Here is a 22180-nt window from a genome sequence, read left to right on the forward strand (position 1 = left end):
GTATTTGTGAGGCCGAAATTATAGCCTCACAAGCTTAAAAATAAGCTTAATCGTTATTTTGTCGCTTTTGCAAGCTCACGGAAGAGGTTTCCGCGCTGTGCATAAGAGGTGAATTGATCCAAACTTGCCGCGGCAGGGGAGAGGATCGCAACACTGTGGCGGTTGTGTTTTTTGCTGATCTGCTCTACCGCGACATCGAGGGTGTGACACAAGACGCAGGGGATCGCGTATTGCTTGCACAGCGCTTCGAGACGCAGCGCATTGGCTCCGATCGCATAGACCGTGACATCGTAGCGTTTAAGAGGGGTAAAGAGCTCTTCGAGCTCAACGCCTTTATCATCGCCTCCGAGTACCAGATGGATCGGGTAATCGCTGTAGGTACGCAAAGCAGCCAATGTCGCATCGATGTTGGTTGCTTTCGAGTCATTGACCCATAGGCGCTCGCGAGAGTCGCGGAACTCTTCCTGGCGGTGAGGGTCGAGGATGAATGTGTTGATCCGTTCATAGTCGCATCGGTCATAGAGGATCTTATCAATCCCCATGGCGATCATGGCATCCATCAAGAATGCCCCTTTGAATTTGATTTTGCTTGCATCAAATCCAAAATATTTGGCTAAATCTTTTTCATTTTCATAAACGATTTTAAAACCTTTGGTCGGTGCATCGGCAAACATTTTCGGCAGAAGGATCGCTTCGCCCTCTTTCATCATGCCCAGAGGTTTGAGCTTGGCGTCATAATAGGCCTGCATGCTTCCGTGCCAGCTGACGTGATCGGGAGTGACTGGGAGGAGGGCATAGATGTTCGGGCGTGCAACGGTGTTGTAATGCATGCTAAACGAGCTGGTCTCTAAAATCCAGATAGGAGCTTCAGGCGAGAGATCGGCTAATGGGGTGCCGATATTGCCGCCGCTGATGGCACCTTTGTCGCTGAGCAGATACTCGACCATCTGTGTCGTAGTCGTTTTGCCGTTAGTACCGCTGATCCAGATCGAAAACGGCATTTGCGGGGCGAAAAAATCATACTCGCTGATGAGGTGCGATGCCTGCTGAATCAGCGGATGTGACGGCGGAAATCCGGGCGAGGGGATCTCGTGGGTGAAAAGACGGGTATCAAACTCTTGAATAGGTTTGAGAAAGTTTCCATCTTCGTCGGTAAAAGGCTTGGTAACCTTGTCATCAAAAAAGGTGCAGGGACCAAAGGCTTTGGCAATAGCGCGGGTTGTTTTGCCGTACCCGAAACAGGCGATGTTGCGTTTTTGCATTAGCGGATCTTTAATGTGATGAGTGCGAAGATATTGGAAAGAAGCGAGATAATCCAAAATCGGACGATGATTTTGTTTTCCGCCCACTGTTTCATTTCAAAATGGTGATGGATCGGCGCCATCAAAAAGACCCGTTTTTTGCGGAGTTTGTAACTGCCGACCTGCAAGATAACGGAGACGGTTTCGATGACGAAAATGAGGCCGATAAGGATAAGAAGGAGTTCACTTTTGCCGATGATCGCCATGTAGGCGATAAAAGCTCCGATTGTTAGCGATCCGCTGTCACCCATAAAGACCTGTGCCGGATGGCAGTTGAACCACAAAAATCCGATGAGTGAACCCATCAACGCCGCGGCGATGATCACCACTTCTCCGGCAGGGATTTTAGGCATCAATAGATAGTGTGCCAATGCGGCATTACCGACGATATAGACGATGATGCTCAGCGAGAGGAGGGCAAAAAGAGACGGGACGGTTGCGAGACCGTCGAGACCGTCGGTCAGATTGACCGCATTGGAGGTGGCGATCATGACCAAAACCCAAAACGCGACACTCCACCATCCCATGTCAAAAAGGCTCGATTTGATAAACGGGACGTAAAAACCGGTATCGAGTTTGGCAAAATAGATCAAAAAGACCCCGATGGCGACTCCAAAGAGAATCTGCAAAAAGAGTTTCGCCCGAGGGGAAAGACCTGCGAGGTTGTCGGCACCGCGTATTTTTCCCCAGTCGTCGGTAAAACCGATGTAGGCATAAAATACAAGGGTCAAAAGACCGCCGATGACGAGCGGGTTCATCACGTTGACGGTCAGCAGGGATGCGATGACCGTCGAAGCGACAAAAACGATTCCACCCATCGTCGGCGTTTTGGCTTTTCCCTGGTGAGCGCTGACGTATTCGTTGATCGGCTGCACACGTGCAGAACGCTGTGCCCAGGCAATAAAACGGGGCATAAAAAAGAGGGTGAGGAGCAGACCTATGAAAAAAGCGATGCCGGCACGGAGGGTAATGTATTGAAACAAATTGATACCGAGGGCCTTGTGAAACCAATATAACATTCTATTAACTCTTTGTGATTAAATTTCAAAAGCAATGCAAAAGTGACATTTTAATATAATCCCCCCAAAGTTTGTTTAATCAAAGGAGCCAATTTGAGCAAAAAAACCGTTTTGGTCATCACAGACGGCATTGGTTACTCACCAAAACGCGAATATAACGCGTTTCGAGCTGCGGAAAAACCGACGTATGACCGTTTGTTCCGCGAAGTTCCGCATTCTCTGATCGATACATTCGGTCTGAGTGTCGGTCTTCCTGAGGGGCAAATGGGCAACTCTGAGGTGGGACACATGTCTATCGGCAGTGGTCGGGTATTGTATCAGGATTTGGTCAAAATCTCCCTAGCGCTCGAAGAGGGGACGTTTGAGCAAAACGCGGTATTTGCATCATTGCTCACAACCAGCAAACGGATCCATCTGATCGCTCTGCTCAGTGACGGAGGCGTCCATTCCCATATCGATCATTTGATGGGAGTTGCAGAGATTGCTGCCGAGGCGGGCAAAGAAGTATGGCTGCATCTCATTACCGACGGACGCGATGTCGCCCCTAAATCGGCAAAACTTTTTCTCCATACGGTCAATGCACACGGGTATCCTAATGTTAAAATCGCATCACTCGGAGGGCGATTTTTCGGAATGGACCGGGATAATCGATGGGATCGTGTGCAAAAAGGATATGAGGCTATCGTGTGTGCAACCCCAAAGAGTGAACAAAGCGTTGCTGATTACATCGAAAATGCATACGCTGCGGGTGAAACGGATGAATTTATCACTCCCACGGCATTTGAGGGATATGAAGGGTTTAAAGAAGGCGATTCGGTTCTGACGCTGAATTTCCGAAGCGACCGGATGCGTGAACTTGCCACGGCAATCGGAGAGAAAGATTTCAGCGGATTCGATCGGGTATTCGTACCGACGCATATGGCGACCATAACGCAGTACGATAAAAACTTTCCCTATCCGGTGCTGTTTCCCAAAGAGGCACCGAAAAATACCCTCGCAGAAGTGATTTCGCGAGCCGGGCTGCGCCAGCTGCATACGGCTGAGACCGAAAAATATGCCCATGTTACTTTTTTCTTTAACGGCGGTGTTGAAGAACCGTATGAGAATGAGACGCGGGTATTGATTCCGAGCCCGCAGGTGAAAACATACGATATGCAGCCCGAAATGAGCGCTCCGGAAGTCGGAACTGCGGTAATCACCGCTATGGATGCCGGAATTGATTTTGTGGTGGTCAACTTTGCAAACGGAGATATGGTCGGTCATACCGGCAATTTCGAAGCCGCAGTCAAGGGAGTCGAAGCCGTTGACGCAGAACTCAGTCGGATTGTTGAGGCCGCTCACCGTAATGGTTATGCCATGGTCTTGACCTCCGATCACGGCAATTGCGAAGAGATGCGTGATGATGCCGGTAACACCCTCACGAATCACACCGTCGGAAAAGTATGGTGTTTTGTCATGGCGGAGGGGGTAAGCGAAGTCCATCCGGGTGCACTCAATAATGTAGCCCCGACCGTTTTGAAATTGATGGGATTAGAGATTCCATCGGAAATGGACTTGCCGCTTATATAATGATGCTATCCCTTTGAAAGTTGGGATTTCGATACATTTCTGTTTCGGCAGGGATTGAAAAATACAAAATCAGATAAATAAAGGATTCAAATGAAATTTACAGGTAAAAACGTATTGGTAACGGGTTCAAGCCGGGGAATCGGAGCGGAAGTAGCAAAAGTATTGGCAGGCTACGGTTTGAAAGTATGGGTCAACTACCGAAACGGCGCTGCGGCTGCCGATGCGGTTAAGGCTGAGATTGAATCTGCCGGCGGAACTGCTGCGGTCATCGGGTTTGATGTAGCGGATGAAGCGGCATTTGTCGATGCTATCAAAACGATCGTGGATGCAGACGGCGAACTTTCGTATCTGGTAAACAATGCGGGTATTACCAATGATAAATTGGCATTGCGTATGAAAGCGGAAGAGTTTACGAGTGTACTGGATGCGAATCTTACGTCGGCATTTATCGGATGCCGCGAAGCGATGAAAGCGATGCGCAAACAAAAATTCGGAAGCATTGTCAACATGGCATCTATTGTCGGTGAGACAGGGAATGCGGGACAAACCAATTATGCCGCGTCCAAAGGGGGGATGATTGCGATGACTAAAAGTTTCGCAATCGAAGCTGCGACCAGCGGAATTCGCTATAACTGTATCACTCCCGGCTTTATCGCGACCGATATGACCGATGAACTCAAAGAAGAGGTCAAAGCGGCATTTACCGCAAAAATTCCGATGGCCCGATTCGGGAATGCATCCGAAGTTGCCGAAGCAACGGCATTTCTCCTGAGTGATCATGCGAGCTATATTACGGGAGAAACCCTAAAAGTCAACGGTGGAATGTATATGTAAAAGGGGCTTAATGGGGGTAGTTTGCCTCTTAAGCTAAATATGCTATAATTTTACGATTTTATTCATAGGAACAGGAGCTATTATGGCACTTTTGGAAGATATTAAAGAAGTAGTGGTTGAGCAACTCAGCGTTAACCCGGACGAAGTTAAAGAGGATTCTAAGTTCGTAGAAGATCTTGGCGCTGATAGCCTTGATGTTGTTGAATTGGTAATGGCTCTTGAAGAGAAATTCGATATCGAGATCCCTGATGACGAAGCGGAAAAAATCCAAACTGTTCAAGATGTAATCAATTACATCCAAAGCAAAAACTAAAACCCCTTATCGAGGGTTTCCCTCGATAGCCCAAACCTAAAATATGGTCTAAGATATTGGCTTAACGGAGCCAAAGTTTCAGACCATCCACCATCAGGAGAAAAAGTGAGAAGAGTAGTAGTAACCGGAATGGGAATGATCAATGCGCTAGGTCATGATAAAGAGAGCTCGTTCAAAGCAATTTGTGACGGAGAATGCGGGATTGATACCATCACGATTTTCGATGCTTCACAGCACAGTGTTCAGATTGCCGGAGAGGTAAAGGGGTTCGACCCTGAAACGGTAATGCCGCCTAAAGAAGTCAAAAAAGCAGACCGTTTTATCCATTTTGGATTGAAAGCGGCACAAGAAGCGATGGAGGATGCCTCTATTCCTGAAAATATGGACAAAAACTTTTTCGGAATCAGTGCAGCAGCCGGAATCGGCGGATTGGCAGCTATCGAAGCGAGTTCAATCACACTTGAAACCAAAGGGCCGAGACGTATCTCTCCATTCTTTATTCCCTCTGCGCTTGTCAATATGCTCGGCGGGTTTGTTTCGATTGAGCACGGCCTAAAAGGGCCTAACCTCTCTTCGGTAACGGCATGTGCAGCCGGGACTCACGGGATCAGCGAAGCGGCTAAAACGATTATGGTCGGCGGTGCGGATCAAATGCTCGTTGTCGCGGCAGAATCGGCTATCTGCGGTGTCGGAATCGGCGGATTTGCTTCGATGAAAGCGCTTGCTACGCGCAACGATGAACCAAAACGTGCTTCCCGCCCGTTTGATGCGGATCGCGAAGGTTTCGTTATGGGCGAAGGTGCGGCAGCATTGGTACTTGAAGAGTATGAAAGTGCGGTTGCACGCGGTGCCCGTATTTATGCGGAATTGATCGGCTTCGGCGAAAGTGGCGATGCAAACCACATTACGACTCCGGCTCCGGGCGGAGAAGGTGCGGCGCGTGCAATGAAAGCAGCGATGAAAATGGCCGGAAACCCGAAAGTAGATTATATCAATGCCCATGGAACCAGTACCAAGTACAATGACTGGTATGAAACAATGGCGACCAAAGAGACATTCGGCGGGGCGGAAAACTGTCCTCCGATCAGTTCAACAAAAGGGCAAACCGGTCACTGTCTCGGCGCAGCCGGCGGCATTGAAGCGGTTATCAGTATTATGGCAATGCGTGATGGCATCATCCCTCCGACCATCAATTATGAGACACCGGATCCAGATTGTGATTTGGACATTGTCCCTAATGTGGCCAGAGCGGTAGAACTTAACATCGTTATGAGTAACTCATTCGGATTTGGCGGTACCAACGGTGTCGTCATTTTCAAAAAAATATAAGAGGGCAAGCCGTTGGCTACCTATTTAGATTTTGAACAGAATATCCGCCAAATTCAGGAAGAGATTATTGCGGCAGAAGTGCGTTACGACCACCATGCGGTAGAGATCCTCAAGCAGAATTTGGACAAAGAGGTTCAAAAAACCTATGCAAACCTCTCACCTTACCAAGAGCTTCAGCTCGCACGTCATCAGGATCGTCCGTACGCGCTTGATTATATCAATCTTATTTTAGATAAAAAATATGAGATTCACGGAGATCGTCATTTCCGTGATGACCTCTCGATCGTCTGTTATATCGGAGCCATCGGTGATGAGCGTGTCATGGTTATCGGTGAACAAAAGGGACGAGGTACCAAAAATAAGCTCAAACGCAATTTCGGTATGCCTCATCCTGAAGGGTATCGTAAAGCCCTTCGTGCGGCAAAAATGGCGGAGAAGTTTAACCTTCCGATCTTGATGCTGATCGACACTCCGGGCGCCTATCCGGGGCTCGGTGCGGAAGAACGCAATCAAAGCGAAGCGATTGCCCGTAATTTGCTGGAACTTTCTAATCTCAATACGATTACCGTTTCGGTTGTTATCGGTGAGGGCGGAAGCGGCGGAGCATTGGCCATCGGTGTAGCTGACCGTCTTGCGATGATGCGCTACTCGGTATTCAGCGTTATTTCGCCGGAAGGGTGTTCCGCTATTTTGTGGAATGACCCTACCAAAGTAGAAGCGGCAACCAATGCTCTCAAAATCACGAGTGCCGATCTCAAAGAGCTTGATTTGATCAATGATATTGTCGATGAACCGCTGATCGGAGCTCATCGTGATAAAGAGGGCGCGGCCAATGCCCTTAAAAAGTATTTTCTAGGGGAAGTCGCTGAACTTCGTTTGTTGAGTGACGAAGAGCGTCTTGAAAAGCGCTATGAGCGTTTAGTCAGTGTAGGGCGCTTTACCGAATAACAGGAATACACGTTTCTCTCTCATTCCCGCATGAGCGGGATTCCATTTACTCTTTTTCTTCGTCTTTTTCTTTTTCTTTTTCTTCTTTTTTCACTTTTGGACGTTTCAGCCGCTTGGCCTCTTTTGAAAAAGCGATCAGCTCTTCGGTATTATGGATAGTATTCGGAATAAGCGAAAGGGTCCGTTTGAGAAGTTTGGCCGTTGTCATCGCATCGGATAATGCGCGATGGTGTGTTGCCTCTTTATAGAGTTCGAGCTGATCGTTGAGATACGCTAAGCCGTAGCGCTCGCTCTCGATCGTCCGCTCAGCCAAATCAATCGTGCACAGGGAACGGTTAAGGAGTCGTTGCAGACCGACGCGCTCGAGCATTGCAGAGATAAAATTGTAATCAAATTTGGCATCATGTCCGACGAATACGGCATCTCCCAAAAAGAGACGAAATTCCCGCATCACTTTTCCCAGAGCAGGTGCTTTGAGGGTTTGTTCGACACTGATACCGGTGATCTCCTGGATTTGCGGGGATATGTCGGTGCAATAGACTAAACTCTCGTAGGTATCGATGATCCGTCCGTTCAGAAGTTTGACCGCCCCGATTTCAATGATCTGATGGTGAGAGGGCTTAGAGCCGTTAGCTTCAACATCCACGATGCAAAAGAGGGTGTCGTCGACGGAGGTGAGAGCGGTTTCAAATTGATACACACCGTTACGGAGAACGATGTTCATCCCCTGGGCTTTAAAAAGTTCGAAAGCCAGGTCACTGTCGGCCCCTAATGCGGATTCAAACTCTTCCTTGGGAATACCGTTTTTACTTAGGCGTGAGAGGATTTTTGGATCGTGTAATTTCACGATTTGGCCTTTTGGATGAAGGTGGCGACACGAATAGGGTCTTTTTTACCCTTGGAGGCTTCTACCCCGCTGCTGACATCGACGCCGTAAAAGCCATAGGGTTTTAGGCTTTCAACATTCAGAGGATCAAGTCCCCCTGCGAGAATTATTTTAGAGCAGTCAACCCCTTCGAACCATTCGATATTCAGACGCTTTCCGCTGCCGCCGAAAGAATCGCAATAGGCATCGACAAGACGGTACTCGTCTGAATATCGTAAAACGTCTTCAGCTGTTTTTGCACGGATCACACGGAGATAGGGGAATTGCAGCTGAGGGTAAAAATCTTCATTGACGTCAAAATGAATTTGCGCCAAGGTGCATCCCGTTTCGAGGCAGGTCGAGCGGATGATTTCCGGTGTTTCGTTGACAAAAAGGGCGACTTTTTCAACGAATGGGGGAAGTTTGGCAATGATTGTTTTAGCGTTTTCAACCGTAATATAGCGCGGAGAATCCGAATAAAATACGAACCCGAGTGCATCGGCTCCTGCATTGACGGCCAATAGAGCATCTTCGAGATTAGTGATACCGCAGATCTTTACTCTCATATGCGGAGACTGTCAATCGCTGCTTTATAATCCTCAGCGCCGAATACATAGCTTCCAGCGACGCATACGTCAACACCGGCATCTTTTAGTTCGTGGATATTTTTGCTTCCCACTCCGCCGTCGATTTCGATAAGACAGCCAGGATTAATACGATCGCGCAACCCTTTAAGGCGGCGGATCTTCTCAACGACGGTCGGGATGAATTTTTGTCCTCCGAATCCCGGGTTGACCGACATGACGAGAACCATGTCTAAATCACCGAGCAGATATTCGATCGCTTCGGCAGGGGTATGCGGATTTAATACGATGGCCGGTTTGATCCCCAGAGAACGGATATGCTGAATGAGGCGATGGGGATTTTTTTCTTCTTCGATATGAAATGAGATATATTCAGGTTTCAACGGGGCAAACAAATCGACAAAAAAGGTATTGTTTTGCACCATGAGGTGAATGTCGAGAGGTTTGGTCGCAGCAGCGGCTATTGCACTGACGACAACGGGCCCGATGGTAAGGTTGGGGACGAAGTGCCCGTCCATTACATCAACGTGTACCAAATCACACCCTGCGTCACAAATGGCACGGACATCACGCGCTAAATTCCCAAAATCGGCAGAGAGGACACTCGGAGCAATGAGCATAATAGACACCTTGATTCTTTTTCCGATATTTTAGCGAAAAAGCTTTTCAGATAGCTTTGCCGACTTTGATACATTCGACTTTGACAGTAGCAGTATCTCTACCGTGTCAGGAAAAAGATAAAGTTACTGCCCTCGAAGCTCAAATTGACTTGAACCCCTTTTTTGTGTTGAGCCATTTCCATGAGTGAATTGACATCATGATAGGTACGCGGAAGGGTGATATCAACATGGTGTTTTTTCTCACCCAACAGGGATTTTGCCCGACCGCCGATAATGTTGACGAATTCGGCCAAGGAATCCAAAATAGCTTCTTCATCCTCGGTGACTTCACCGATCAGAAGCTCACATGCCTTTTTGGCGATCGTTTTTGGGAAAATAAGGATGATCATTCCGTCAACATCGCCGTAAAAGCCGATGGAACTGGCATATTGGTTTTTGGAATTTTGGATATCCAGCGTCTGTACATTGACCGATTCTTTAGTTGCTTTGGCATTGGTCATCATCGCAATGGTCGATACTGTCGCATCGATAAAGTGGGGAAGCTCATTGACCAGTGCTTTGTTGAGGGTACGGACTTGTTTGGTAGTTGCGGCACTGCTTCCGCCGAGTTCTTGAAGGAGTTCTTTATTTTTAAGAATATCATCCATTTGATCGAAAAATAGCATACCGGCATCTTCGAGATCATTTTTGAAACTTTGCGGAGTTTTTTCGAATGTCAGCCCTACAAAACAGATAGTGGCATTATATTCGGCAGCCGAAGAGGCCAGTTTGGTGAAAAAATTAAGAGCGTGGACGTTCATTGACACCACTTTATAGGCATCAAAGATAAAAAGACGAAAGCCGACATTGAGAGAGTTGTTGTGATAGGCGATATTGAACGTATTGCCGATTTCGGCATCGAGAAAGTTGGCGATGGTATAGATGATAGCGTTCCCGGTTACCCGGGTAGCAATTTTCTGACCGAATAGCCCTAGATAGGTATCTTCGATGATCGCGTAATAGAGATCAGGATTTTGTTTCTTTTCGTCAAACTCTTTTTTGCTTTGGGCGATAATTGGATTATGCCCGTAATCGAAGAGCTCAATCGCCATGGCCGAACGCTGGGATGCGTCATCGTTATAAAGAAGGACAGTTCTGGATTCGCTTTTATTGCTGGAGGCAAAGAGTTCGGCAATTTTTTCGCTGCGAAAGAGGGAAAAATTGAGGTTGCTTCCATAAAAAGCGGTGATGGTTTTAAACTTTGTGTGATCATAATCGCACAAGCCGACAGTGATATGTTTTTTACTGCGGAGCGAAAGCATCAGTTTTACAAAAACTTCCAATCCGTTTTTATTGAAAAAAATCACTTTTTTGAGAGAGACCAACAGCATATCGACGTTTAGATCTTCGGTTGCCTTGATATCATCAATGGTTAAATACGAGGGGGCGTTATTGCCGTCCAAAAATCCTTGTGGATGAAAAACGGCGACTCTCCCTTTAACGGTTGCTCTCATCGTACCCCACCACCTGCATAAAAGATTCGTATATGTCTTGGACAAATTCGATTTGAAAATCGATAAATTCGTTGAGTCCGGCTTCCACATAGATGCTTTGGCTCAACTCGTAAAAAAGCAGCAGATGCATCCACTGGGCTAAGATCCGCTCATTCGGATCCACATCCTCATCGAGCCCTGACGCGGCATGGACGATTCGGCTGATATTCGGAGACATTTCCCACTTATCGGCAATTTGGGTGCAAATGTCGAATAAGGTCAGCTTGCTGAGCCGAAAAAGAATCGTATTGTAATCCAAGGCTTTGACGCTTCGAAGCTGGTCTACTTCATTTTTACAGGTTCCAAAGAGTGCGTCACAAACGATGATACTCGCTGGCAAAAGGGTAATGGCGCTTTCCGTGTCATGATTCAATAACTGTAAATGACGGAGAATTTTTTCCCATTTTCGGCTGAGTGAAGCCTGTAAATCATAAAAAGCATGATTGTTCAGGGCAAAGAGTTTCCACTCTTTAGGAGCTAAAAGGGTGAGCAGATAATTATAGAGTATCTGCTGTGCGGTAGAGATGCCCAAAATACCGAAAATCTGCGATAAGTCGCTGACTTCATTGCGAAATCCGTAAATAGGGCGGTTAACCAGTGTCTTGAGATAAAGTTTGAGAGGAGGGTCTTCTTCGGCACATCTGGCCGCCTTGATCAAATCGCCTGCACGGACAAAATCAAGGGTTTGTTTGACGATTGCGGGAGTGGGGGGAATGCTTTGGATATAGTGAGAAATTTGTTCTTGTGTAACCACGTGCCATCCTGTCCGATTTAAATAAGTTTATTTTATTTTTTTATAAACTATATTGTAATGGCGTATTGATTAAAGAGGCCTTTAGAAAATTTAAACCATTACTTAAGGTAAACTTTGGGTTCATTGCGATAAAATTCGCAACTAAAATTTACGCAAGGAGCCTCAAAATGGCAAGAAAATGTGCTATTAGCGGTAAAGGCCCAATGAGCGGGAACAATGTTTCTCACGCGAAAAATAGAACTAAGCGTCGTTTTTTACCAAACCTTCGTACTGTTCGCGTAACGCTTGAAGACGGTACTACCAAAAAACTGAAAATCGCTGCTTCTGAGCTTCGTACTCTGAAAAAAGATTCGTAAACGTCCCGTGAAGGGTTCACGTTGAATCTTATCAGAAAGATACGAAAGTTTTTAAAATGGGAGTCCTCTCCCAAGCCTGACATCACTTTGAATGCTGAGCTTTATAGCCAGCTTCTCCCCTTTAGAACACCCCTTATTTTAATTCAGCTTTGTATGCTATTCGGTACCATCGGCTATATGCAGATTGAAGGACATTCCCTCATTAATGCAATATTCCAAACGGGATATACAATCACGACCGTCGGTTTCGGTTCCCTTGGCGAAGCGGACTTTTCTCCGATGGGGAAACTGTTTACGGTAACGCTGATCATCTTCGGATACACTGTTTTTATCTTTGCGATGGGTGTTATTATCGATGTTATCAATAAGGGTGAACTCAAACGAATTTTAAAGGAGCGAAAAATGTTGTATCGGATTGCCCGGCTCAAAAAACATTTCGTTATTTGTTACCATAATGAATATACGATTCAAGTGACAAAGCAGCTGCGTACAAATCAAATTCCGTTTGTCGTCATTGACCCTCGTGAGGATATCGAAGAACTTGCAAAACAGTATAAATATCCTTATTTTATCAAAGCTCAGCCGCATACGGAAGAGGCAATGCTGAAAGCGCATCTCAGCTCTGCCAAAGGGCTGATCACCTTATCGAGTTCCATTGCCGATAATATTGCGTTGATCGCGTCGGTACGGTTGTTTGAAAAAGAGCATCATATCCCCTCTCCGTATTATGTGATCTGCGCCGCCGAAGATGCAAACGATATTGATAAACTGAAAAAACTGGGTGCCGATACGGTCGTCTCCCCGAGCAAACTCACCGCGCAGCGAATTACGGTTATGGCGGCACGTCCGGATATGGAAAATTTGTTGGAGCAGTTCTTATACAAAAGTGATACTCCCTTGGATATGGAGGAGATCTTTGTTCCGAAAACGAGCTGGATGGTTTTGAAAAAGCTCAAAGAGACCCATTTGCGTGATATCGCAAATGTATCCGTGATCGGAATTACGAAAAAAGACGGAAAATTAATACCGATGCCCAAAGGGGATGTCCTGGTCATGAGTGAGTGTAAATTGCTTGTCATCGGAACCCAAAAAGGGATTTTATTTACAAAAAGCTTGGTGAAAAAACATGAGAAACCGGAGGAACTCAAATATGTATAAATTAAACGCTATCGAGGGCGGTGTGTGTGCGGCAACAGGATTTTTTGCCGATGGTATCCACATCGGATTGAAAAAAGAGGGGGCGAAGGATCTCGCTTTTATCTATTCTGAGAAACCGTGTGCGATTGCTTCGGTATTTACGACCAATAAAATGACGGCGGCTCCGATACGCCATTTTCGTGCGCAGGGGGAATTTGAGGGAAACTTTGTCCTCATTAACGCCAAAAATGCCAATGCGATGACGGGACGTGCCGGGATTGATGATATTGATGAAGTTCTTACGGCAGTACAAAAGAAATTTCCTCAAATCCAAAATCCGGTGATGAGCTCGACGGGGGTTATCGGGGTGCGGTTGCCGAAAGCCAAAATCATTGAAGGGGCGATGGCCTTCGACCTTTCTCATCGTGAGGGGATCAACGCTTCTGAAGCGATCATGACGACCGATACGTTTGCCAAGCGGATCGCGTATGAAGCGGTTCTTGAAAACGGACAGTCGTTTCGTATCGGTGCGATGGCCAAGGGTGCGGGAATGATTAATCCGGCAATGGCCACGATGCTCTGTTTTATCACAACGGATGCGGCCGTCGATAAAGCAACGATGCAAGAGATCCTCGATGAGTGTGTCCACACGACTTTCAATGCGGCAAGTGTCGATGGAGATACGTCGACGAACGATACGGTATTGGTGATGGCCAATCAAGAGAGCGGCGTATTCGATGCCGCAGCTTTCAAAGAAGCCCTTGAATCGATCATGCTTTTTCTGGCCAAAGAGATGGTTCGTGACGGAGAAGGCGCGACGAAGCTCGTAACCTATAAAGTGACGGGGGCGATCAACCATAAAGAGGCCGAAATTGCGGCAAAAGCGCTCAGTAATTCACTGCTGGTGAAAACGGCGCTCTTCGGACAAGATCCCAACTGGGGGCGTATCGCTTCGACTGTCGGTGCGAGCGGAATTATGTGCGATGAAGCATTTTTAAGTATTTGGTTTGACGAGGTATGCGTTTACAAAAAAGGGGAACTGCTGTTTGATGAGAAGCTCGAACCTTTCGCAGCGGCTGTTATGCAAAAAAGTGCGTTTACGATCCACTGCGATATCGGTCTTCAGGACGGTGAATTTACGGCCTACGGGTGCGATTTGGGACACGAATACGTCAAAATTAATGCGGACTATCGCACATAGTATTAGCTCTCGCTAAGTGATGGCGCGGTATACTTCCGCCAATTTATAGGCAACAGGATAGACCCATGCGTGGATATAAGATTTTCAGCGGTTCAGCGTGTACCGAGTTTGCGGCGGAAGTGTGCAGAACCCTCGATGTTCCCCTTTCCAAAGCGTCAGTCAAACGTTTTAGTGACGGAGAGATCAATGTTCAGATCTCTGAAAGCGTTCGCGGACGTGATGTTTTCATTATCCAATCAACGGGTGCTCCTTCGAATGACAACTTAATGGAACTGTTGATCATGACCGATGCTCTCCGCCGCTCGTCTGCGAGTTCAATTACGGCAGTCGTCCCTTATTTCGGGTATGCGCGCCAAGACCGTAAAGCGGCTCCGCGTGTTCCCATCACCGCAAAACTCGTTGCCGATATGTTCGAAACTGCAGGGATTGACCGTGTCGTGACTATCGATTTACATGCGGGACAAATCCAAGGGTTCTTCGATATCCCGGTCGATAACCTCTATGGGGCGATTATTTTCCAAGAATATATCAGCTCCAAAAATCTCCCTAATCCGGTCATTGCATCTCCGGATATCGGCGGCGTAGCACGTGCTAGATATTTCGCTCAAAAATTGGGTCTCGACATGGTTATCGTCGATAAACGCCGTGAAAAAGCGAATGAATCGGAAGTGATGAACATCATCGGTGACGTCGAGGGTAAAGACATCATTATGATCGATGATATGGTCGATACGGCCGGTACGATGGTGAAAGCCGCCGCCGCTCTCAAAAAACGCGGGGCTACATCCGTTATGGCGTGTGCCACCCATGGTGTGCTCAGCGGAAATGCCTATGAAAATCTTAACAACGGAGAGCTTGACGAATTGGTTATTTCGAATACCCTGGTATTGAACGGCCAAAGCGATAAAATTAAGGTTTTAAGTGTTGCTCCGCTTTTTGCTGAGGTCATCCGCCGTGTCTATCATAATGAAAGTGTTAACAGCCTTTTTAGCTAATTCCCCACTGGGGCTTAGCCCTGACCTCCTAAGCAACGTTCTGCTATAATTTCATCAATTAACATAAACGAGCAATCAACATAATGGACAATATTCGCAACTTTTCAATCATCGCCCATATCGACCACGGAAAAAGTACTTTAGCTGACCGTATCATTCAAGAGTGCGGAGCGGTCTCTGATCGTGAATTGAGCAAACAAATGATGGATACAATGGACATCGAGCAAGAACGCGGGATTACGATTAAAGCCCAAAGTGTTCGCCTCGACTATGTCAAAGACGGCCAGCACTACATTCTAAATCTGATTGACACTCCGGGCCACGTTGATTTCAGTTACGAAGTCTCAAAATCACTTGCATCTTCAGACGGTGCATTGTTGATCGTAGATGCGGCGCAAGGGGTGGAAGCCCAAACCATCGCTAATGTCTATATGGCGATGGAAAATAATCTTACACTCATCCCCGTCATCAATAAAATCGATCTCCCCGCCGCAGAACCGGAACGGGTTGCGGAAGAGATCGAAACAACGATCGGGATCGATGCGACCGATGCGATAATGATTTCAGCAAAAACCGGAGTAGGTATTCGAACTTTAATCGATGCGATTGTCGATCGTATCCCGGCTCCGAGCGGAGACCCGAGCGCTACGACCAAAGCGATCATTTACGATTCGTGGTTTGATGCGTACCAAGGGGCAATGGCTCTGGTACGTGTGTTTGACGGTGAGATCAAAATGGGTCAGATGATTAAACTGATGCATAATGATGAAAATCATCAAGTGTTAGAGCTGATGTATCCTCATCCTCTTCGTCGTCAAAAAACGCAAGCGATTAAAGCCGGAGAGATCGGAATCGTGATTTTGGGTGTTAAAGAGGTGGGATCTATCCGAGTCGGCGATACGATTACCGATGCACGTAACCCCACGAAAGAACCGGTAGGTGAATATGCTCCTGCGAAACCGTTCGTGTTTGCGGGGCTCTATCCGATCGATACCGATGAATTCGAAGCGGTACGGGATGCTCTCGATAAGCTCAAACTCAACGACAGTAGCCTCAGTTATGAGCCGGAAACTTCTGTCGCCCTCGGGTTCGGATTCCGTGTCGGATTTTTGGGAATGCTGCATATGGAAGTGGTTAAAGAGCGGTTAGAGCGGGAGTTTAATCTCGATCTGATCGCTACTGCCCCATCGGTTATCTATAAAGTTTATAAGACCGACGGAACGATGATAGAGGTGCAAAACCCGAGCGAATTACCCGAACCGCAAACGATCGAGAAAATTGAAGAGCCGTATGTCCGTGCAACGGTCATCGTACCGACCGATTATTTAGGGAATGTGATTACCCTTTTGACAAATAAACGGGGGATGCAGGAGAAGATGGAGTATCTCAACGAGACACGCGTCATGCTCATCTACGTTATGCCGATGAACGAGATCGTCGTTGATTTTTACGATAAACTCAAATCAACCTCCAAAGGATATGCGAGTTTCGATTATGATCCGATCGAATTTCGTCAGGGAGATCTCGTCAAACTCGATGTCCGTGTCGCGGGAGATGTCGTTGATGCACTCAGTGTTATCGTTCCTCGTACTTCAGCCGACATGCGCGGACGTGCATTGGTTACCAATATGAAAGAGATCGTTCCGAGACAACTCTTTGAAGTAGCGATCCAAGCCTCAATCGGAAACCGTGTCATCGCCCGCGAAACGGTTAAATCGATGGGTAAAAATGTCACCGCCAAATGTTACGGCGGGGATATTTCCCGTAAACGCAAACTCCTCGATAAACAAAAAGAGGGTAAGAAACGGATGAAAGCGATCGGAAAGGTCCAACTTCCTCAAGAGGCATTTATGTCTGTCCTTAAAATGGATTAACATGCGCTGTATGCTATGCGAGCGTCTTAGTTTCTCGCATATCTGCCCTTCGTGTCAAACAACATTTCTGACTCCAATTCTTCATAAACGGAAGATCCTCGGCTCCATCGAGGTACTCTCTTTTTTCCCTTACCATGAGATCGAACCGCTTTTACTGACCAAACATACCGATATCGGATACTATATTTATACGATATTAGCTCAAAGGGCATTCAGCACTTTTGCCGCGCAATGGACGTATGAGGGAGATATCGCTTCTATCGGAATCGATGACCACTCCTCGGGCGGATACAGCCATACGGCGATTCTCAACCGTGCGTTAAAATCATCGCGGATCACGCCGCATTACGGAAAATTGCGTGCAGCCAATACGTATAAATATGCCGGTAAAAGTGTCGAAGAGAGGCTTATGAACCCGAGAGGATTTACCTATCTCCCGTTTGATCATAAAGAGGTGATTTTGGTAGATGATATCGTCACGACGGGCACAACGCTGAGCGAAGCCGCCGAGATACTCCATGCAGAGGGAAAAAAAGTACTCTTTTGCCTCACTCTGACCGATGCGGAGAATAGATAACGAGATTAATACCCTTCTTCCGTCGTAATACGGATATCGACTATGGCACGTCCGATCGTGAAATGGTAGAGGGATTGATATTTTTGATCGTACAGCCCCAGCAACGCGTGAAATTCATCATCCAAAAAGCATCCGATTCCTGTTGCGCTGAGTCCCAGCGACGTGGCTTCGAGATAAAGCATCTGACCGATAGCCCCGCATTGGTGGTAAAGATTTTTGTATCCTATAGCACCGTAGCTTTCGAGTGATGCACTAAAGCGGCAGAGCATTCCGAAACTAAAGGCTCCGTCTTTCGCGATCTCCTGATTGCAGGATATCATCTGTGCCGCCCCGCGAAAATCTCCCTCACGAAGGAGATAGAGCCCCTCACCGAAATCCTTCCATACAAACGTCGATTCCATTGCTGATTTTAGAGACTCTAAGTCCGCTATGTTTCGGACATAGGTGTACAATCCTTTCGGCAGCCCCTCAACGCGATGGATAAAGAGGACGAAATGAACATCGCTCGCCTCGCTGCAAAAAAGCGAAGCATTGAGAATTTGGCGAAACTGCTCTTCGGTGACGGGGGTGCCATCCATCATTTGGGCACTGCGGCGTTTCAGAATGACCTCTCCGGCACTTTTCGAAGGTACCGGAATTTTTCGGTACTGACTCAGGGGTTGCGGTTGGGGATAGGCTCCTCGGGTCGCCGTATCGATAACCTCCAGAATAGGCCACTCATGGTGTGACGGGCTAAGGATATTGGCACGGCTTTTTAATGGAGGTACCGCAGGCAAATCCACATCGGACGTTTTACGGGATGAGAGACTTAAGCGCAAAAGCATATCCGGACTCTCTTGTTCATGGGGATCAAAGCGGTGGAGCTGATCCAGTCCGCAGAGACGTTCAATCTCCTCACTGTTCACGCTCAGAATGTCGCAATTCCATCCCAGTGCCGCCGCACTGATTTTGATGGCCTGATAGGCATGTCCGGCATCAAGCTGACAATAACGCCAGCACCGTTCGCCATACTTCCATGCTTCACGCCAAAAAATCGAGCTTAGTGCAATTAAAATCGTTCCTTCTTCGATTTTGAACGGTGTGTCGAATTGATGGAGGATCTCCAGGGCATGTTCACGCGGTGCATAATGCGAAAGGGCGGGAAATTGGCTGATCCCCTCCAGTGGCGGGGTGAGAATATAGCATTCGCTGGGCTGTAAGTTTCCGCTGCTGGCATTGCAGCGAAGCGCCCAGCGCGAACCGCCGTGGCTTTTCCATGCGGCGAGTCCGAGTCCGTATCGGAGCAGTTGGGAGACCGATTCAAAACACAACGGTGCACTCGGGAGGGCCCCGGGTTCAAACAAAAGGTGGTAGGGAGGAGTGACATTGCTGAGTTTCAGGGAAACAAGTTCGCTTCCCTCGTATCGCCGAAAGGGATCAGGCTGGGTTGCCCAGTCCATATAGCCGAGACTGGCGGCATAGCGGGAGGGACGGTGTTTGGTTCGGTCGTGATATTCAAGTACGGTTGTAATATTTTTCATGGGTGGATTGTCGGCTATAGGGGATAAAATTCCCCTATCTTTTTACATTAGCGCAGGGTTTTTAAGAGTTCGGAAAGCATTTGATCGTGGGTTGTCGTATTATCAATCTCCATGCGGCTCAAATCGGATTTGAACGATCCTCTGTAATGGACCCCTTTTGGGTTCACATCGGCATGGACTTCAGCATTGAAATGAATCAGAGGCTGGGTGATATTGTATTCTTGCCGCAGTACGTCGGGAAGAGTCTTCGCTTGGGTCAGGGTGAAATCAAATTGTCCGCCGGAAGAGTTTAAGTCCCCGTGTGCATCCGCTTTTCCGCTTAGGGGAGAGGGAAGGGCAAGAAGAGCAAAGGTTTGCTCAATATCGGCATGTTTGAGATCATATGAGAGTGATTCCGGCTCCAAATCTACGATTTTGACACGGAGTGACGTGTCACTTCCGGCAACACGTCCATAGGCTTTAAAATGCATAAGACGATCATCTCCGCGCAGCGTGGCATTGAGCTCCGCCGGACCGCTCAGCGGCATACCGATGAACTGTTCCAAAACTCCGACGTGAGCGAATGCGGCATCAACCGTGATATTGACATCGAAAGGTTTGATTCTCCCGTATTCATCTGCCAACAGGGATCTGAAATCAAAGGATTCGTTGGTGTCTTCCACTATAGGGGTGGGGATTAAACGACGGGTATGGGATTGCAATCGGATTTTCCCCTCCACATCGCGCCGATCAAAGCCGCGAAGGGCAATATCCCCGGAGAGAGTCGTATCGGTGTCGGAGGGATAGTCGAGCAGGGAGAGAAGCGGTTCATAGGCTATATTGTGTAGTTTTAAATCGAAAATAGCAAGATGAAAACGGTGTAACTCTATCTGATAGAGGATGCTTCCTTTAAAAATATCTGCATTGCCATGGATAATCAAGGCGGCTATTCCGCCGTTTATGGCGCCATCGGTTTTGAAAGGGCCGCCAAGCGGATTGAATCCCCCTTTTTGAAAACATTCCAGTCGGTAATGGGCATAAAGGCGCAGTGTCAGAAGAGAAAATCCCCCTTGGGTCGAGAGGGTGTTTCCAAACTCATCTTGCACCATCAAATGAAAGCGGTCATGGCGCAGGGCAAATTCCCTGACCGTGATCGGCTCAGATAAAGCCGAACTAAGCGATTTTTCGACCAAAGGTGTCATCAAGCGATTTCCCCATGGGGTAAAGAGGAGCAGATAGAGGAGAAAGGCAATCCCAAACAGACTCAGGGATACTTTTCCGAGCAGAATACGATGGAGAAAAGCTAACCGTTTCATAAGTGTGCCACCGCTAAAATCCATGCGGTACCGATCGTTAAAAAGATCACGAGGTTGAGAAGAGTGACCGCTCCGCCGTAAATATAGATATCACGAGCCTTGATATATCCGGAACTGAGATAGATAGCGTTGCAGGAAGAACCCTGCGGGGTGATAGTGGCATTGAAATTAGTGGCGAAAAGGAGCATCATCGCCATCAGTTCTCCCGGTACACCTGCAGAAATACCTACCGAGAGAAATATTCCGAAAAGGGCAAGCAAATGGGCGCTTTGGGAGACGAAGAGGTAGTGGATAAGAACATAGACGATGACCAGTAAAAGATAAACCAGTCCCCATGACAATCCCGTTAAATAGCCGGTAAAGTGGTTGGCAACGGCTCCCATAAATCCCATTTCAGCGAGCTGTGTGCTCATTGAAAAAAGGATGGCAAACCAGATGAGGGTACTGAGGGCTTCCCCTTGGGTTCTGAAATCTTCGACACTGAACACTCTCGATGCCATCAGTACGCCAAGTCCGCCGAAAGCGACTGCAGCTTTATCGATCGGAAATATTCCTGAAAGCGACCAAAGGGTGAGCATTCCTAAAAATACCGTTCCCGTTATCCATTCATTGCGGCTGATCCGCCCCATCGTATTCAGTGCTTCGCGTGCCGCTTTCGGAGCATCAGGAGTCGCTTTGAGCTCCGGGGGATAGATATGAAACAACACCCACGGTATCAGGATAAACGCGACGAGTGTCGGGAGTAAAGCATACAATAGCCATGAGCCGAAGGTGATATGCACCCCCATCGTTTCAGCGATTTTTGCTCCGATCGGATTGACCGCCATTGCGGTGAGCCATAATCCCGAAGAGATGGTGAGCCCTGCCATCGACGTCATCATCAGATAGCTTCCTGCCTTTTTTTCGGTTCCGTCACCTATTTTGGAATGGCAATCGTGTGCAAGCCCGTAAACGATCGGGTAGAGGACACCGGAACGGGCTGTATTGCTCGGAAATGCCGGGGCGATCAAGATATCCGTGGCGATCAGACTGTATCCCAATCCGAGAGTGGAATGGCCGAAATATTCAATAATATGGAGAGATATCCGTTTTCCGAGCCCTGATTTATGAACCGCATGGGAGACCAAAAAAGCGGCGATGATGAGGAGGATAAAACCCTCCGAAAACCCGGCATACGCTTTTGAGGGTTCTATCACTCCGAAGGAAACGCTGATGGCTAACGCAATGACGGATGCGGCGATGATTGGCAGTACGTTACCTAAAATAGCTATAATAGTTGTAAGGAAAATGGTAAAAAGTTGCCATGCTTTTGGAGTAATGGCGAGCGGTGGAGGGGTAAACCACAAGACTAGGGCAAAAACTCCCAGCAATACAATAGGAAAAAGTTGATTGACTCTTAGTGACAATTGTTCCCCTCCTTTTTTTAACCTTATTATAGCATTTTAGGTCGGTATATATACTTGATAGGAATAGACTCAACTATTCTACATAAAATTTATCATATACCACTTGACAACAGTTGACTCAATGTACTATAATAACGCCGGATTTCAAAAA

The 22180-nt window shown here is 47.3% G+C and carries 21 protein-coding genes; 11 read left to right on the top strand and 10 right to left on the bottom strand.

What is annotated here, in order from left to right; genetic code table 11:
* Positions 1 to 53: 53 nt before the first annotated feature.
* Complete coding sequence (gene murD / locus WAO38_RS11070) at positions 54 to 1262, bottom strand: UDP-N-acetylmuramoyl-L-alanine--D-glutamate ligase (protein WP_422237082.1); 1209 nt, start codon at positions 1260 to 1262, stop codon at positions 54 to 56.
* The gene (gene mraY, locus WAO38_RS11075) at positions 1262 to 2320 is read right to left on the bottom strand and encodes a phospho-N-acetylmuramoyl-pentapeptide-transferase (RefSeq protein ID WP_422237084.1); all 1059 of its coding nucleotides are present in this window, start codon (positions 2318 to 2320) and stop codon (positions 1262 to 1264) included. Before mraY ends, murD begins: the two co-directional genes overlap by 1 nt.
* A 93-nt stretch (positions 2321 to 2413) precedes the next feature.
* Between mraY and gpmI the strand changes: the two genes are divergently transcribed.
* The 5 genes from gpmI to accA all read left to right on the top strand — a co-directional run bounded on the left by gpmI (position 2414) and on the right by accA (position 7313).
* The gene (gene gpmI / locus WAO38_RS11080) at positions 2414 to 3889 is read left to right on the top strand and encodes a 2,3-bisphosphoglycerate-independent phosphoglycerate mutase (protein ID WP_422237086.1); all 1476 of its coding nucleotides are present in this window, start codon (positions 2414 to 2416) and stop codon (positions 3887 to 3889) included.
* 90 nt (positions 3890 to 3979) lie between these two features.
* Positions 3980 to 4723: a 3-oxoacyl-ACP reductase FabG gene (gene fabG, locus WAO38_RS11085; protein ID WP_422237088.1), complete on the top strand. Its 744-nt coding sequence runs from the start codon at positions 3980 to 3982 to the stop codon at positions 4721 to 4723.
* 82 nt (positions 4724 to 4805) lie between these two features.
* On the top strand, positions 4806 to 5036 hold the full coding sequence (gene acpP / locus WAO38_RS11090; RefSeq protein WP_299929955.1) for an acyl carrier protein: 231 nt from the start codon (positions 4806 to 4808) through the stop codon (positions 5034 to 5036).
* Between the two features lie 105 nt (positions 5037 to 5141).
* Complete coding sequence (locus WAO38_RS11095) at positions 5142 to 6365, top strand: beta-ketoacyl-ACP synthase II (protein WP_422237090.1); 1224 nt, start codon at positions 5142 to 5144, stop codon at positions 6363 to 6365.
* 12 nt (positions 6366 to 6377) lie between these two features.
* Positions 6378 to 7313, top strand: coding sequence for an acetyl-CoA carboxylase carboxyl transferase subunit alpha (gene accA / locus WAO38_RS11100; protein ID WP_422237092.1), 936 nt, complete (start codon positions 6378 to 6380; stop codon positions 7311 to 7313).
* 46 nt (positions 7314 to 7359) lie between these two features.
* Here accA and WAO38_RS11105 read toward each other — a convergent pair whose 3' ends face one another.
* From WAO38_RS11105 to WAO38_RS11125, 5 genes are all read right to left on the bottom strand, one after another.
* Positions 7360 to 8160 carry a 3'-5' exonuclease gene (locus WAO38_RS11105; protein WP_422237094.1) on the bottom strand — a complete coding sequence of 267 codons (801 nt, stop codon included), beginning with the start codon at positions 8158 to 8160 and terminating at the stop codon, positions 7360 to 7362.
* A complete protein-coding gene (locus WAO38_RS11110) occupies positions 8157 to 8744 on the bottom strand; it encodes a phosphoribosylanthranilate isomerase (protein WP_422237096.1) in 588 nt (195 codons plus the stop codon). The genes WAO38_RS11105 and WAO38_RS11110 overlap by 4 nt, the downstream gene beginning before the upstream one ends.
* Positions 8741 to 9382, bottom strand: a complete 642-nt coding sequence (gene rpe / locus WAO38_RS11115; RefSeq protein WP_422237098.1) for a ribulose-phosphate 3-epimerase — start codon at positions 9380 to 9382, stop codon at positions 8741 to 8743. The genes WAO38_RS11110 and rpe overlap by 4 nt, the downstream gene beginning before the upstream one ends.
* 98 nt (positions 9383 to 9480) lie before the next feature.
* Positions 9481 to 10875: a chemotaxis protein CheX gene (locus WAO38_RS11120; RefSeq protein WP_422237100.1), complete on the bottom strand. Its 1395-nt coding sequence runs from the start codon at positions 10873 to 10875 to the stop codon at positions 9481 to 9483.
* Positions 10859 to 11668 carry an HDOD domain-containing protein gene (locus WAO38_RS11125; protein ID WP_422237102.1) on the bottom strand — a complete coding sequence of 270 codons (810 nt, stop codon included), beginning with the start codon at positions 11666 to 11668 and terminating at the stop codon, positions 10859 to 10861. The genes WAO38_RS11120 and WAO38_RS11125 overlap by 17 nt, the downstream gene beginning before the upstream one ends.
* Before the next feature lie 167 nt (positions 11669 to 11835).
* Here WAO38_RS11125 and rpmB point away from each other — a divergent pair, with 167 nt between their 5' ends.
* The 6 genes from rpmB to WAO38_RS11155 all read left to right on the top strand — a co-directional run bounded on the left by rpmB (position 11836) and on the right by WAO38_RS11155 (position 17808).
* Positions 11836 to 12024, top strand: coding sequence for a 50S ribosomal protein L28 (rpmB, locus tag WAO38_RS11130; RefSeq protein ID WP_013459236.1), 189 nt, complete (start codon positions 11836 to 11838; stop codon positions 12022 to 12024).
* Positions 12025 to 12045: 21 nt separating this feature from the next.
* The gene (locus WAO38_RS11135) at positions 12046 to 13182 is read left to right on the top strand and encodes a potassium channel family protein (protein WP_422237103.1); all 1137 of its coding nucleotides are present in this window, start codon (positions 12046 to 12048) and stop codon (positions 13180 to 13182) included.
* The gene (gene argJ, locus WAO38_RS11140) at positions 13175 to 14362 is read left to right on the top strand and encodes a bifunctional glutamate N-acetyltransferase/amino-acid acetyltransferase ArgJ (RefSeq protein WP_422237105.1); all 1188 of its coding nucleotides are present in this window, start codon (positions 13175 to 13177) and stop codon (positions 14360 to 14362) included. Before WAO38_RS11135 ends, argJ begins: the two co-directional genes overlap by 8 nt.
* 65 nt (positions 14363 to 14427) lie before the next feature.
* On the top strand, positions 14428 to 15357 hold the full coding sequence (locus tag WAO38_RS11145) for a ribose-phosphate pyrophosphokinase (protein ID WP_422237107.1): 930 nt from the start codon (positions 14428 to 14430) through the stop codon (positions 15355 to 15357).
* An 83-nt stretch (positions 15358 to 15440) separates the two neighbouring features.
* On the top strand, positions 15441 to 17231 hold the full coding sequence (lepA, locus tag WAO38_RS11150) for a translation elongation factor 4 (protein WP_422237108.1): 1791 nt from the start codon (positions 15441 to 15443) through the stop codon (positions 17229 to 17231).
* 1 nt (position 17232) lies between these two features.
* On the top strand, positions 17233 to 17808 hold the full coding sequence (locus WAO38_RS11155) for a ComF family protein (RefSeq protein WP_422237110.1): 576 nt from the start codon (positions 17233 to 17235) through the stop codon (positions 17806 to 17808).
* Between the two features lie 5 nt (positions 17809 to 17813).
* On the opposite strand, the gene WAO38_RS11160 is transcribed toward WAO38_RS11155, so the two are convergent.
* Genes WAO38_RS11160 through WAO38_RS11170 form a run of 3 tightly spaced genes read right to left on the bottom strand, consistent with a single transcriptional unit; the run spans position 17814 to position 22029 of the window.
* The gene (locus WAO38_RS11160) at positions 17814 to 19328 is read right to left on the bottom strand and encodes a SagB/ThcOx family dehydrogenase (RefSeq protein WP_422237112.1); all 1515 of its coding nucleotides are present in this window, start codon (positions 19326 to 19328) and stop codon (positions 17814 to 17816) included.
* A 47-nt stretch (positions 19329 to 19375) separates the two neighbouring features.
* Positions 19376 to 20623 carry a hypothetical protein gene (locus WAO38_RS11165; protein WP_422237114.1) on the bottom strand — a complete coding sequence of 416 codons (1248 nt, stop codon included), beginning with the start codon at positions 20621 to 20623 and terminating at the stop codon, positions 19376 to 19378.
* On the bottom strand, positions 20620 to 22029 hold the full coding sequence (locus WAO38_RS11170) for a DASS family sodium-coupled anion symporter (protein ID WP_422237115.1): 1410 nt from the start codon (positions 22027 to 22029) through the stop codon (positions 20620 to 20622). The genes WAO38_RS11165 and WAO38_RS11170 overlap by 4 nt, the downstream gene beginning before the upstream one ends.
* Positions 22030 to 22180: the final 151 nt, after the last annotated feature.

Origin of the sequence: Sulfuricurvum sp. (assembly GCF_049277495.1) — a bacterium.
Classification (GTDB): Bacteria; Campylobacterota; Campylobacteria; order Campylobacterales; family Sulfurimonadaceae; genus Sulfuricurvum.